At 65.8% G+C, this 13,095-nt stretch carries 13 protein-coding genes; 2 read left to right on the top strand and 11 right to left on the bottom strand.

Annotated features, from left to right (window positions below; genetic code table 11):
* Window positions 1-25: 25 nt before the first annotated feature.
* From ACQ3DC_RS11905 to ACQ3DC_RS11855, 11 genes are all read right to left on the bottom strand, one after another.
* Window positions 26-1,543 (bottom strand): glycoside hydrolase family 32 protein, encoded by a 1,518-nt coding sequence (locus ACQ3DC_RS11905; protein ID WP_430752311.1) that lies wholly within the window; start codon window positions 1,541-1,543, stop codon window positions 26-28.
* Between the two features lie 2 nt (window positions 1,544-1,545).
* On the bottom strand, window positions 1,546-2,424 hold the full coding sequence (locus tag ACQ3DC_RS11900) for a carbohydrate ABC transporter permease (RefSeq protein WP_104998153.1): 879 nt from the start codon (window positions 2,422-2,424) through the stop codon (window positions 1,546-1,548).
* Between the two features lies 1 nt (window position 2,425).
* Window positions 2,426-3,394: a carbohydrate ABC transporter permease gene (locus tag ACQ3DC_RS11895; protein ID WP_321213684.1), complete on the bottom strand. Its 969-nt coding sequence runs from the start codon at window positions 3,392-3,394 to the stop codon at window positions 2,426-2,428.
* Between the two features lie 71 nt (window positions 3,395-3,465).
* Window positions 3,466-4,758: an ABC transporter substrate-binding protein gene (locus ACQ3DC_RS11890; protein ID WP_157242001.1), complete on the bottom strand. Its 1,293-nt coding sequence runs from the start codon at window positions 4,756-4,758 to the stop codon at window positions 3,466-3,468.
* 143 nt (window positions 4,759-4,901) lie between these two features.
* Complete coding sequence (locus ACQ3DC_RS11885) at window positions 4,902-5,924, bottom strand: LacI family DNA-binding transcriptional regulator (protein WP_323057068.1); 1,023 nt, start codon at window positions 5,922-5,924, stop codon at window positions 4,902-4,904.
* A gap of 170 nt (window positions 5,925-6,094) precedes the next feature.
* Window positions 6,095-6,841, bottom strand: a complete 747-nt coding sequence (locus tag ACQ3DC_RS11880; protein WP_321213681.1) for a hypothetical protein — start codon at window positions 6,839-6,841, stop codon at window positions 6,095-6,097.
* Between the two features lie 108 nt (window positions 6,842-6,949).
* Entirely contained in the window at window positions 6,950-7,822 is an 873-nt protein-coding gene (locus tag ACQ3DC_RS11875) for an HNH endonuclease (protein ID WP_430752310.1), read from the bottom strand.
* Window positions 7,823-7,879: 57 nt separating this feature from the next.
* Window positions 7,880-8,074, bottom strand: a complete 195-nt coding sequence (locus ACQ3DC_RS11870) for a hypothetical protein (RefSeq protein WP_321213679.1) — start codon at window positions 8,072-8,074, stop codon at window positions 7,880-7,882.
* Complete coding sequence (locus tag ACQ3DC_RS11865) at window positions 8,071-8,601, bottom strand: hypothetical protein (protein ID WP_370460697.1); 531 nt, start codon at window positions 8,599-8,601, stop codon at window positions 8,071-8,073. The genes ACQ3DC_RS11870 and ACQ3DC_RS11865 overlap by 4 nt, the downstream gene beginning before the upstream one ends.
* Window positions 8,602-8,722: 121 nt before the next feature.
* Window positions 8,723-9,622, bottom strand: coding sequence for a CPBP family intramembrane glutamic endopeptidase (locus tag ACQ3DC_RS11860; RefSeq protein ID WP_157242004.1), 900 nt, complete (start codon window positions 9,620-9,622; stop codon window positions 8,723-8,725).
* A 146-nt stretch (window positions 9,623-9,768) separates the two neighbouring features.
* A complete protein-coding gene (locus tag ACQ3DC_RS11855) occupies window positions 9,769-10,620 on the bottom strand; it encodes a universal stress protein (RefSeq protein WP_157242005.1) in 852 nt (283 codons plus the stop codon).
* A 151-nt stretch (window positions 10,621-10,771) separates the two neighbouring features.
* Here ACQ3DC_RS11855 and ACQ3DC_RS11850 point away from each other — a divergent pair, with 151 nt between their 5' ends.
* Both ACQ3DC_RS11850 and ACQ3DC_RS11845 read left to right on the top strand, forming a co-directional pair.
* Window positions 10,772-11,542, top strand: a complete 771-nt coding sequence (locus tag ACQ3DC_RS11850; protein ID WP_430752309.1) for an SDR family NAD(P)-dependent oxidoreductase — start codon at window positions 10,772-10,774, stop codon at window positions 11,540-11,542.
* Between the two features lie 52 nt (window positions 11,543-11,594).
* Complete coding sequence (locus ACQ3DC_RS11845) at window positions 11,595-13,040, top strand: DUF5129 domain-containing protein (RefSeq protein WP_430752308.1); 1,446 nt, start codon at window positions 11,595-11,597, stop codon at window positions 13,038-13,040.
* Window positions 13,041-13,095: the final 55 nt, after the last annotated feature.

Here is a 13,095-nt window from a genome sequence, read left to right as displayed (position 1 = left end):
AACTAAGACCGTACTCCCGGAAGGTTCAACGGCCGACGACGTCGAGCACCACGAGGTGCGCCCCCTCACCTTCGGCGAAGATGGCCAGGCCCGTGCTCGCCTCCCCGGGGAACACCAGGTCAGTGAGCGTGGCGAGCCCGTCCTGGGCGAAAACCTCCACCGAGCAGCGGTCCAGGTAGACCCGCAGGCGCAGCCGGCCTCCCTGCAAGGGCACGGCCACGGCTTCGATCGACGGGAAGGTTTCGTGGAAGGCAACCTGCCCGGATTCGCGGCGGTCCAGCCGCAGCATCCCGTCCGAAGTGTCGTAGCGGAGGACCGTCCGCTCATCGTCCCCCGCCCGAAGCACCAGTCCCACTCCCGCGGCAGCGCCCGGCTCCAGCTCAACGTCGATCCGCGCCACGGATGCGGCGGCCGGAACGTCCAGAACGCCGGACGCCAAGGGCTGCGGCCCCAGCCGGACGTGCCCTGTTTCCCGCTCCGGCAACGGATCAATGGCTTGCTGCCGAAGCATCACTTTCCCGTCTACCCGGGTCAGCGACACCTCCCGCGGCAGGGACATGGCGCTGCGCCAGCCGCCGGTGGGCGTCTCGCGGGCGTAGTCCCAGTTGTTCATCCAGCCGATCATGATCCGGCGCCCGTCCGGCACGTTGCTGAACGAAACGGCGGCGTAGTAGTCCCGCCCCCAGTCCAGCCAGCCGTACTCCCGCATCCGGCTGCTGTCCTTCTGGAGGCCCTCGGTGACAGTCGATCCGGAATGGAACGCCACGCCGTCGAACTCTCCCACGAAGTACTGTCCCGCGGAGCCGCCGGCAATGCCGCCCGGGTTGATGTTCACAATGAGGACCCACCGGCTGTCCTCCGGATTCCCGTCCACGGGCAGCTCGAACAGGTCCGGGCATTCCCAGACGCCGCCGGTGGCGTTGGCAGGGCCAAAGGTGCTCAGGTGTTCCCACGCCTTCAGGTCGGCCGACTTGTACAGCACTACCTGGCGCTGCACCGCCTCGACGGCGACCATGACCCAGTAACTTCCGGCGCCGCCGTCGTACCAAAAAACCTTTGGATCGCGGAAGTCAGCGGACGCGCGGTCCAGCACGGGATTGCCGTGGTACTTGGTCCAGGTCCGGCCTTCGTCGAGGCTGTAGGCGAGCGACTGCGCCTGCCGGCCCGGAAGCGGCGCGGCGTCACTGTAGGCACTGGTGTAAATGGCCACCAGCGGGGGATTGGCCGCTGTGCCGAGGCCGCTGGTGTTGTGCTGATCGAATACCGCCGAGCCGGAGAAGATGGCCTCGTGTTCGTCGCACGGAATGGCCACGGGCTGCTCGTCCCAGTGCAGCAGGTCCCGCGAGGTGGCGTGCCCCCAGGACATGTTGCCCCAGTCAGCGCCGAACGGGTTGTGCTGGTAGAAGAGGTGGTAGGTGCCGTTGAGGTACACCAGCCCGTTCGGATCGTTCAACCAGTTCCGTTCGGCGGTGTAGTGGAACGCGGGCCGGTACTGGTCGGTGGCAGCCAACGTGGCGCCCGCCGCCGTCGTCAATGAATTCATGGTTAGCCCTTTACGCCGCTGGAGGCGATGCTGTTGACGAACGAACGCTGGAAGGCGATGAAAAGCACCACCACCGGAACGGTGATCAGGGAAGCGTATGCCATCACCTCGCCCCACGAAACGTTCAGCTGGAAGAAGTACTGGATGCCGATCATCACCGGGCGCAGTTCCTCGGACTGGACCACCATCAGCGGCCAGAGGTAGGAGTTCCAGGCCGGCAGGAAGGTCAGGATCGCTACCGTGGCCGTCGCCGGTCCGGAGAGCGGCATGACCACCTGGCGGTAGATCTTGAACCAGCCGGCCCCGTCAATGCGGGCGGCCTCGTCGAGTTCCTTGGGGATGGACTCGAAGTACTGGTGGAACAGGTAGATGGAGAAGGCGTTGGCGATGAACGGGATGATCTGCACCTGGTAGGTGTCCAGCCAGCCCTTGGAGAATTCAAGGCTGAAGCCGTTCAGTTCAAAGTAGGGGAGCTGGTTGACCCACCACACCAGCGGCAGGGCGAGGGTCTGGAAGGGCACGATCAGCGTGGCCAGGATGGCGGTGAACACGATCTTCTTGCCGCGGACCTGCATCCGGGACAGGGCGAAGGCGCAGAGGCTGTTGACGAAGATGCCCAGGACAACGGTGACGGCGGAGACGCCCACCGAGTTGAGCAGGAAGCGGGCTGCCGGGACGCGGTCGAACACGGCTGCGTAGTTGTCGAAGGAGATGTTGCCGATGGGCAGGAACGCGGCCAGCGAGGACATGTCGCCGAAGATCTGCTGGTCCGGCTTCAGCGAGGACACCAGCATGAAGACGATGGGGAACGCAGCGACGACCGCGAAGAGGATGCGCACCAGCATGGTGCCGGCGCTTCTGAGGAGCAGTTGGTTTTTCATGTCAGTCTTTCTCCCGCGTGAGGTGGCGCTGCACCACGGAGACGATCAGGACGAGGACGAAGAACACCAGCGAGATGGCGGAGGCGTAGGAGGTTTCCTGCTGCCGGTAGCCGGACTGGACAGCCTCGTAAATGATGGTTGTGGTGGAATCCATGGGCCCGCCCTGGGTCATTACGCTGATCTGGTCGAAGAGGCCAAGGGCCTGGATGGTGATGGTCACGAGCACCAGGCTCCGGGTGTGGAAGAGGCCGGGCCAGGTGACGTAGCGGAACTGCTGCCACCGGCTGGTGCCGTCCAGCTGCGCCGCCTCGTAGAGCTCGCCGGAGATGCCCTGCAGTCCGGCCAGCCAGATGATCATGTGGAAGCCGGCGGCCTGCCAGATGGACAGGATGATGATGGCCGGCATCGCGGTGTTGGGATCGCCCAGCCAGTCCGGCCCGTCGATCAGGCCGAAGCTGACGGCGGCGAGGATCTCGTTGATCAGGCCGTCTTTGCGGTACATAAACAGCCACAGCAGCGAGACCACCACCATGGAGGTGACCACAGGCAGGAAGTACACGGTGCGGAAGAAGTTCACTCCGCGGAATTTCTTGTTGATCAGCAGCGCCATCACCAGGGCAAGGCCGGACTGCACCGGAACGATGACCACGGTGAAGTAGGCGACGTTGAGCAGGGCGCGGTAGAACGTGGGGTCGGTGAAGAGCCGGGCGAAGTTGTCCACGCCCACGAATTCCACCGGCCGCGGCGAGATGAGCCGGGCGTTGGTGAAGGCCAGGCCGAAGCCCAGGATGGCCGGAATGAAGATGAAGGCCAGCAGGAGCACCGCCGCGGGGGCGATCATGCCCCAGCCGCTGAGCTGGTCCCGGCGGAAGCCGGGCCGGCGGTGCGCGGCGGGTTTAGCGTTCGACGGCGGCACGGCAGTTGCGGGGGTGGCCGGACGTGGGCGGGTGGGAAGGTGGGAAGTTGCCATGAGGGGTCTCCGTAGGTCGGGCGGCCGGAGGGATGCGGCGCGCTGCGGCGCATCCCTCCGGCGTGCTCCGGCTATTTCTTGTAGCCGCCGTTGGACTTGATGTTGGCGTCGATCGCCTTCACGGCGCTGTCCAGGGTGGACTTCGGGTCTGCACCGTTCAGGATGTCCTGGACGGCCTTGCCGTATTCAGTGGCGATGAACGGGTAGGCGGGTGTCTCGGGGCGCATGACGGCGTATTCACGCGAGAAGTCCATGAAGATCCGGTTGGCGCCGCCCTCGGCGAAGGCCGGGATCAGGGCTGCCGCCTCATTGCTGGCGGGGATGGCTCCGGTGGCTTTGGCGACGGCGGCGATGTTCTCCGGCTTCAGGGAGTAGGAGAGGTAGTCCATGGCGGCCTCGGAATTGCTGCAGCCGCTGGTGACGCCCCACTGCCAGGAGGCGCCGCCGATCTTGGGGCCTTCACCCAGGTCAACAGGGGGCATAACCACCAGGTCGTCACCGAGCGCGGCCTTGGCCTTGTCCGCAGCCCATGAACCGGTGTAGACGATGGCGCTCTTGTTGTTCAGGAAGTCCTGGGTGGAATCCTTGCCACTCTTCTTGGCGATGAATCCCTGGTCGGCCAGGCCGCGGAACCACTCGGCCCACGCCACAGCCTTGTCCCCGTTGAGTTCGCCCTCGGCGCTCTGGAAGCCGTCGCGGTTGACCAGGTCTCCGCCGAAGGACTGCAGGAAGGGGGAGTAGGCGTACGGAAGCCATTCGCCGGTGCCGGCGGTGCCCAGGTCCAGCGGGTGCTCCCACTTGCCGAGGGCCTTGAGCTTTGTCAGGGCGTCCTGGAACTCCTCTTTGGTCCAGGGCTGCTCGATGGTGGCAGCCCGCACCCCGGCGGCCTCCAGGTCTGAGGTGCGTGCCATCATGGCCAGCGCGACGTCGTAGTAGCCCACCGCGTAGGGCTTTCCGTCCCATTCAGCCACTGTGCTGGGGAGCTGCTTGGAAAGGTCGGCATCCAGTTCCAGGGGCTTCAGGTATCCGGCCCATGCCCAGTTCGGCACGTTGGGGCCATCGATGTCCACGATGCAGGGGAGGTTCCCCGCGGCGGCGGCGGAAACGACAGAGTCGTTGTAGGAGTCCTGCGGGAAGGCCTGGACCTTGATTTTCACTTTGTCCTGGCTGCCGTTGTAGGAGTCCACGATCTTCTGGACCGCAGCCAGCTCGTCCGGGTTACCGGCGTTGTGGGTCCAAAGGGCAATCTCCCCGGAACCTTCGCTGGAGGAGGACGCGCTGCCCTTGCCGCAGCCGGCGAGGGTGGCGGTGAGGGCGACGGCGGCTATGCTGGTCGCCAGGACCTTGGTGAGCTTCTTGTTCATGATCAGTCTTTCTGCTTAGACAGGGTGGAGGGGTGTGACGGGGTCCTGCTGGGAACGCGGCCGCTGCAACGGCTGCGTTCCCGATCTTTTTTGGGGGAATTAGGGAAAGCGGATAACAGCACCTGGCCCGGGGGCTCTGCAGGTCAGTTCCTGGGCGGGGCCACGGAGTCCCGCTCGACCAGCGGGCAGGCGATCTTTTCATGCACCCGGGGTGCGCCGGGGTTCTCAAGTTCGTTGAGCAGCTTATGGACCACCCACCGGCCCATTTCATAGTGGGGGAGGGCCATGGTGGACAGCCCCGGCCAGAGGGCGTCGGCAATCAGTTCCAGGTTGTCCACCCCCACAATCGAGAGGTCCGCCGGGATGTCCAGGCCAAGATAGCCGGCTGCCTGGTAGGCGCCCATGGCCATCTGGTCGTTGAAACAGAACAACGCGGTGGGCCGTTCCGTTCCGGACAGCAGATCCAGTGCAGCCGCACGCCCGCCGGCAGTGCTCGGATGCCCAGCCACCAGGCGGTCCGCCGGCAGCTCAAGTCCATGGCGGTCCAGGGCTGAACGAAAACCCGCGAGCCGTTCGTGGGCGGCAGGAATGTCGTCCTCGTTGTTGATCATGGCGATCCTGCGGTGGCCTGCCGCCACCAGGAGTTCGGCAGCGGACTCGCCGGCCCCGAATTCGTCCGGCACTACCGAGGACAGCCCGGGGTTGTCCGTGGTGGCGTCCAGCACGATGGTGGGAACCGCGCTGAGTTCATCGGGTACGGACACCAGCTGGTTGAACATCCGGGCGAAGATGATTCCGTCAACCTGGTGCTGCTGCAGTGCCCGGATCTCCTGGCGCTCCAGTTCATTGTCCAGGCCGGAGTTGACCACCATCAGCAGGTGTCCGTGCTCTGAGGCGGCGTCCTGTGCGCCCTGGATCATGGCGCCGGCGAAGGGGGTGGTGGTGATCTCGTCGCTGACAAGGCCCAGGATCTGGGAGCGCTGGTTCCGCAGTCCGCTCGCCAAACGGTTCGGCGCGTAGCCGAGGTCGCCGGCGACGGCTTTGATGTGCTCGACAGTCCTGGCATTCACCCGGGAGCTGTGCGCTTCGCTCAGGGCGTGGGACACAGTGGTCACGGACACGCCTGCAGCTTTCGCTACGTCCCGGATGTTTACCTTCGTCGCCATCGACCGTTCCTTTGCAAAACGTTTTGTATGTTGCTTGGATCACTATATGCAAAACGTTTTGCAGCCGTCAAGGGGCGAGTTTGGAAAACCTGGGTTTCCTGGGGCCGCGGACAATGTGTGCAAGAGCCGTGCGGGCACCGCTGATGGCAAGCAGAGCCGCCGTCGAAGGCTTACGCCACCTGCGGTCCGCGCCTGAAAAGCACAGCCAGGAGGACCCCTCCGGCGATCAGCGTCAGCCAGGCGATGCTGATGATGATGATTTCGAAGACGTCCTCCCGGTTCATGCCGCGCAATGCCACCACGACAGCGAGGGAGGCCACTGCCGCGGCGAAGCTGGCCAGGAACAGCCACCGGATACTCCGCTCAAGCCTGGTCCGGGTGGACAACACAGGCACCAGGGAGAGGAAGACCAGGGTCATGAGCAGGTACCCCAGTTCCTCCAAGGCAATGAAGATCCCGTGGGGGTTGTACTGCGTGAAAATGGACCAACCGTCAAGCTGCCCTTTTTCAAGGCTGGTGGGCATGACCACTGCCTGGATGTAGTAGTTGATCAGGAGGACAGTCGCCGCGATCACCGCGAGGCACAGCGCCAGCGAACTGTAGGTCTTGCTTTTATCCGGTGCGTACTGATGAAGCGCGGCAACCAACGCCACGAAAAGCAGCATCAGGACCATCGCCGGAAACAGCCAGTAATAGTCTCCGGGCCATTGCTGAGGGATTCCGTCGCCAGTGAACGGGTAGGGGACCTTGTCCGGCAGTGCCGTCAGGGCAAGCGCAAATGTCAGGACTGTCACGCCGACAGTGGCCACTGCCACCCGGAACCCGAACCGGCAGGCGGCCCCGGCCGGGCTCAAGGCGCCCGGCCCGCCGCGTGCGGGTGCGCCGGCAGTTCGACTGCTTTTCCGTCTTGTTGGCATGGCTGTTCCCGCTCCTTGCGCCTACAGGTCCCGCGACTAGGATGCGGCTTAGCCGCCGGAGGAAACAGGGCATAAGGTCCCCGGGCAGGCTCAGGGACGGCCACCTGGTCAGTCCTGGCGGCCCTCGAGAATCCGCCGGGCGTCATCCTGCGCCTGGAGGGCACGGGGGCTTACCGCCTCGCCCCTCAGGTGGCCGGCAGCAGCGATGATGTTCCGGAGTTCCGAAACTGTGCGTGGTTCTGTCACCCCGTGGTGCGCCAGGGCGTGGCAGTTGGGGCACAGCGGAACAAGGTCGACAATGGGGTCCAACTGGTACCCGGCCCCGAGCATTTCCGGCGGCACTACGTGGTGGACGTCGATGTAGCCTGTGCCGGTGTCGCCGTACGAGGCCTCGAAAGAGAACCCGCAGGCAGCGCAGGACGTTCCATGGAAAGCAAGGCACATCCGGCGCGCTTCGGGGTCCCGCTCGTAGCGGTTCACCTCCATACTGCTGACCGCGGCCTGGGGATAGGTCCCGGAAACCACTTGGGCAGGGACAACGGCGGACGGCCCCTGCTCCCGCCACAGCCGGCGAAGGCCAGGCTCCGCCCCTGGTGGAAGGTCCATGCCTGAACGAAAGGTGATGTCGCGCCAGGCCATCCCGGGGACGGCATGGCTGATGGCCTCCGGCGGTATCTGCTCGCCGAGGGGGAGCAGGGCATCGAAAGCGACGCTGACGTGCCAGCCGGCGTCTTCGCGTTCCCCTCGTGGCATGGTTGCGTAGGGTTCGGACACCACCACCCCATGTCCGATGAGCCCGGAACCTGCGTCAGTGCTGCCCTCTACCAGGAGCCAGGCCTCAGCCCCCGGCCGGACATGCAGTGCGAGGCCAATGCTCCAGCGCTGCAGGAACCGCCCGGACTGTTCCACCTGCTCGACGGCGGCACGGTAGTCCCAGCGGTCCCATGCGTTGGGATTCCATCCAAGGAGGACTGCAGCCACTACTCACCTAATCCAGCACGTGCTGTGCGTCGGGTACCACAGCCATCCGAGCGGAACCTAGATAGGTTCCTTGGCCAGCGCCTTGGTCTTTGCGGGTGTTTCGCGGCCCAGACGCTGATCGAGCGTGACGCGCAGCCTGGCGGCCGCAACCTGGACCCGGTGCTCAGCCGGGGTGGCCTTCTTCGGGGCGGGACTGGCGGAAGTGCTCCGCGGAGGATGGACAAACCGGTGTTCAGGCGACGCTGCGCTCATGGTCCAGCCTCCTTGGTTGTGTCTTCATCCGTCGTTCCATTCTCGCCCATGTTGCGGCCGGCGTCCATGAACGGCATCTCCGCGCCGGTGTTTCCTTCCTCCCCAGGGTCGTCCCCGTTCTCATCCCCGGAGACGCTCTTCCACGCGATGTCGAACAACTCGAGTTCCTCGGTGCGCGCGAGTTCGCTGCGGGCCAGCACTTCCAGGGTGGCCAGTCCCAGGGCCTTCGTTCCCTCGTCCTGGTCCAGCGCCCGGTCCAGCGCCCACTGGGTCCGCCGCCACCATTCGGCCCGGCTGTCCGCTTCAGTCTTCTGCATCAGGGCCCGGGCGTCCGCCTCCCGCTTCTGGTCCAGGGCCGTCTTGTCCGCTGTGGTGCGCTGCTTGAGCGTGCGCCAGTTGATGTAGAAGGCGAGCAGGGCGGCGATGAGGACGGCCAACGGCCCGAGGCCGGCAAGGATCACCCACCAGTCAGCCGGTCCCGAATGCACCACGACATCAAGCGTGCTGGGGGTCGGTGCAGGGGTCACCTGGCCAGCATAGGCCGGGGAAGAGCGGCCGGCCCGCCTGACACCCCGCTACTGCCACACGCCTTCGCGGCCCAGGATCCTTTCCTCCTGGACGGCCGCAACGTCGTCGGACCACGTCCCCTCAAGAATGGTGGATGGGTTTCCGGGCCGAAAGGGTCCCAGGTCCCCGTGTCAGGTCTCCGCGGCGGACCAGCATGACGACGGCGACGACCAGCCAGGCTGTTGCCGCATGGCCCCACGGGTAGACCTGCTGGGGGATCCCGGGCGTCAGGGGGTTCAGGATGAACTGGAACGTCGCGAGGCTGGCGTGCATCAGCATTGCCAGGAGCAGGCTGCCGGTGTGGTCGTAGACCCACACCATGAGCACGCGGTAGGCGGTGAGCTGCCCCACGAGCACGGCGACGAACCATAGGGACAGGAAGATCTCCAGCGGTATGCCGCCGTTTGTCCCGCCGCCGCCCCAGTAGCTCACAAAGAAATGCCATACACCCCACAGCACTCCCACCATGATTCCGGTCCAGAGCACGCTGAGGCGCCGGCGCGCCTTCGGGATGGCGAACCCGGTCCAGCCGATTTCTTCGAGGAGCCCGACCACCAGCCCGAGCACAAGCGCCATGACGATGGTGCCGGCCTTGTCTTCTGCCGTGGCGATCCGTGGTGCGTAATCCGCGGAGGACAACCAAAGGCCCAGCACGACGGCGGCCATCGTCACTGGCGCGACCAGCAGGGCGACGGCGTACCAGCGGCCGCCCACGCGCCACTTCTGCAGGCGCGACCATAATTCGCGGTACCCTGCCCGTCCGGACACGACTCCCGTCAGCAGCAGGCCGGCAACAGCCGGCCCGAGCAGCATCGCAGGCACGGTGACCGGGACCGTCAGCTGGAACTCTTCCGGGGTGGGCGACAGGCCGCCGGTGGAGGCCCATACGGCCAGCACAATGCTGCCCCATGACAAGAGGAAAGTAATGCCGTAATACCACCACAGCGGATGCTTCCGGACTGATGTCCGAAGGGCAAGCATGAGATCCTCCCGGTTTACGCCTGATGTACCTTCAGCTTCCCTTCCACGGAACGCACGGCATAGGGCCGTCCGGCCCGATTCGCCTGGAACATAGGGCAGGGGCTCCAGGGCCTGGCTCGGGCCAGGCGCAGGAACGGAGCAGCGGGTCAGACAGTTCCCCGCCGGGAGATCAGGACCGGGCCTCGCGCGTGGTGAAGGACCGCATGGGCGGTGGAACCGATGGTCTCCCGCAAAAAGCCGTGGCCTTTGGTTCCCACGACGAGCATCCGCGCGTCGTCCGAGGCTTTGAGGATGGCATGCGGGACCGACGCGTCGGTGAGTACCCTGCCCTCCACGGCAACGTAGGGTGCGAGCGCCCGGGCACGGTGGAGGGCGGCGTGGAGCACTTCGCCGGCGGCAGCCTCGGCGTCGGGCCCGTTCCGCTGCGCGTACCCGGCAGGCACATGGTGGACGTGGACGATATTGAGCTTTGCCTGCCATGCCGAGGCCAAGGCGCAAGCGTCCTCCAGGGCCGCGGGAGAACCGGATGCGTCAACCGCGACGACGACCGGCCCGCCAGGGTGGAGGTCCGGCCGGATCACAGCTACGGGGCAGGAAGCAGTGGCGGCGAGTTCCAGGCTCACCGAACCCACCAGCAGCCCCAGGAATCCGCCCAGCCCCCGGCTGCCCACAACAACCATCTCCTGGCCGGCAGAGATCTCGGCAAGGTACGAGGCGGGCAGCCCATGCAGCAGGGTGCCCTGGACGTCCAGCCCGGGTGCCGCGGCTTGGGCGCGGCCGACGCCCTCCTCGAGGATCGCCTGTGCTGACCGTTCCAGGCCGCTGTCCGCTACTCCTGGAACGGGGCCCAGTTTGTGGGTCAGCAGCGGCCAGATTGAAACGTGGACGACGTGGAGGGGACAGCCTCGCAGGTCAGCCTGTTGCGCTGCCCACGTGATGGCGGCGGCAGCTTCGGCCGAACCGTCGTATCCGGCGACGATGGTTCCAGGTTCCTCCATTGCTCCTCTCCTTCGCAGGGACCTTCGGCCCTGTGGCGGCTCGCTGTGGGACTCCATGCTGATGGGGTGGGCTTGCTGTGTACCCGCCCTTCCAGCAGAGCACCCGCAGTTGCCGGAAGCAAGAACTGTTGTCCGAGACGAGGAGCACCACATGGCCGCCTGGCAGGAAAACATCACTCCGCACCGGTTCGAGGGCCAGACCGTCATCGTCACCGGCGCCGCCTCCGGCATTGGGCGTGCCACCGCCCTTCGTGTTGCCCGGGAAGGCGGCCGGGTGATTGCCAGCGACCTCAGCGCTGAGGGCCTGGACAGCCTCTCGGCGGAGTACGCCGAACTGGGTTTCGTGCCCGTGGCCGGGGACATCAGCAACGAGGCTGTGGTGCAGAGCGTCGTGGCTGCTGCCGGGGGGCGGGTTGACGCGCTGGCCAATGTCGCCGGGATCATGGACAGCTTCCAGCCGGTGCACGAGCTCGACGACGAAACGTGGGAGCGCGTGCTGAACGTCAACCTGACCGCCGTCATGCGGCTTACCAGGGCAGTGGTGCCGCTGATGCTGGCCGCGGGGTACGGCTCGATTGTGAATGTCTCCTCCGAGGCAGGCCTCCGCGGTTCCGCGGCAGGGGCCGCCTACACCGTGTCCAAGCATGCGGTGAATGGCCTCACCCGCAGCTCAGCCGTCATGTACGGGCGCCGGGGAATCCGCGTCAACGCTGTGGCCCCGGGCGGGACCAGGACCAATATCCACGCCGAGTTCAAGTCCCGGCTGGCTGCCGAGGTGCTGGGGCCGTTTATGCAGGCGAACGTTCCGCCCATCGCCGAGGCAGAGGAGGTCGCAGCGGGGATCGCCTTCCTGCTGAGCAGGGACGGCACGAACATCAACGGCGTGGTGCTGGCCTCGGATAACGGATGGAACGCCATTTGAGCGGGCCGCAGGCCGCGGGACAGGACAGGACAGGACAGGACAGGACAGGACTGTGCGCAGGATCGTTGGTCTGCTGCTGGCTTTGCTGGTGCTTCTGCCCGGCAGTGCAGGCGTTGCCTTCGCTGTTCGGCCGGCGTCCGTCGAGGTCCAGGATACGGCTGGGGTGCTAAACCGGAACACGCTGGTACCGGCCCTTGAACGCATTGAGTTCCACAATCCAACCAAGGTTGTGGTGTACACCTACAACGGCAGTGCGGAGGATAACCTCAACGAGGAGGTCCTGAGGTTCGCCCGGGCCGAGCACCCTGAATGGATCAGCGCGGACGGCCAAAAGTGGGCGGACGGGCTGTTCATTTTTGCCCTCGACCCGGTGGGCCGCCATGTAGGCACATACATGGGCGAGGACCGCAAGGTGTCCCTGGAGCAGCGGGCGGACATCCAGGACTCGGCCAAAGAACTTCTGCGGGACGCCCAGTGGACCGACGGAACCATCGCCGGCGTCCGGCGTGCCGCCGAACTCATCAACCAGCCCTGGTACCTCTCGGCTGCCTTCCTGGTCACTGCCTGGGTCACCGCTGGGCTGGCAGCCCTCGGCGCGGGAGCCTGGATCATCGTGCGGGCTGTTACCAGGTCCTCCAGCCGGAAAGAGATTGAGCGCGGGGACCGGAGCTACGCGAACGTCAGCATGGATCTGGAGGTGACCGAGCTGAACGCCGGCACCATTCCCGAGGCATCCAGGTACGGAAGCCAGGTGCTTGAGAAACACCGCACGTTCCTGAACCGCTATAACGCAACCAGCGAGCTGTCCAACAAAGTGCACGCGTTCTCCGGGCGCGCTTTGAGCCGGCGGAAGAATCTCAAGCTCGCGCGACAGTACGCGGACGCGGCCTCGGAGCTCGACGCGCTGGACGACGTCATCGCGGACAGCAACGCCCTCCTGAACCGCGCCAGCGCCTGGCAGACTGCCTGGGACCGGCAGCTGGCACCCTTCCGCAGCGACCTGGCCGGACTTGAACAGCTCCTCACCAAGCGCCACGGGCAGGGGGATTCGGCCACCGCGGCGGCGCTGCGGTCTTTCCGCGACCAGAGCCTGCGGGAGATCGAGCGCTGGACCGCCGAGCTGGCGGAGGGAAGGATCGGCCCGGAAGAGGCGCTGGACCGCCTCTACGACGCCCGGACCCGGCTCGCCTCGCTCCTGGAAAGCCACGCGGAAACGGTCATCGGGGGCTTCGCGAAGAATGCACGTGAAGCCGAACTCATGCGGAAGGAAATGCAGGAAGCGCAGGAAGGCCTGGACCACCGGCGCCGTTCCTATGAGCCAAGCATCCTGGGCACCGTCTACCCGTCCTACCACTTCTTCTCCGTGGCCACCTTCAATTCCGGGCTCAACACCGGGGTCAGCAGCGTCAGCTCCGCCCGCGGCGGAGGCGGCAGCACCACAGGCTATGGAAGCAGCGGCGGGAGCTTTTCCGGCTCGGGCAGTTCATCCAGCTTCTAGCGCCGGGACCTGCGCCTTCCGGGCGCCCTGTTCATTGGGTAATTCCAGGGGCTAC

Origin of the sequence: Paenarthrobacter sp. NEAU-H11 (assembly GCF_050573415.1) — a bacterium.
Lineage (GTDB): Bacteria > Actinomycetota > Actinomycetes > Actinomycetales > Micrococcaceae > Arthrobacter.
Note: the sequence above shows the minus strand (reverse complement) of the source record. Positions and strands in the feature narration are given on the sequence as shown.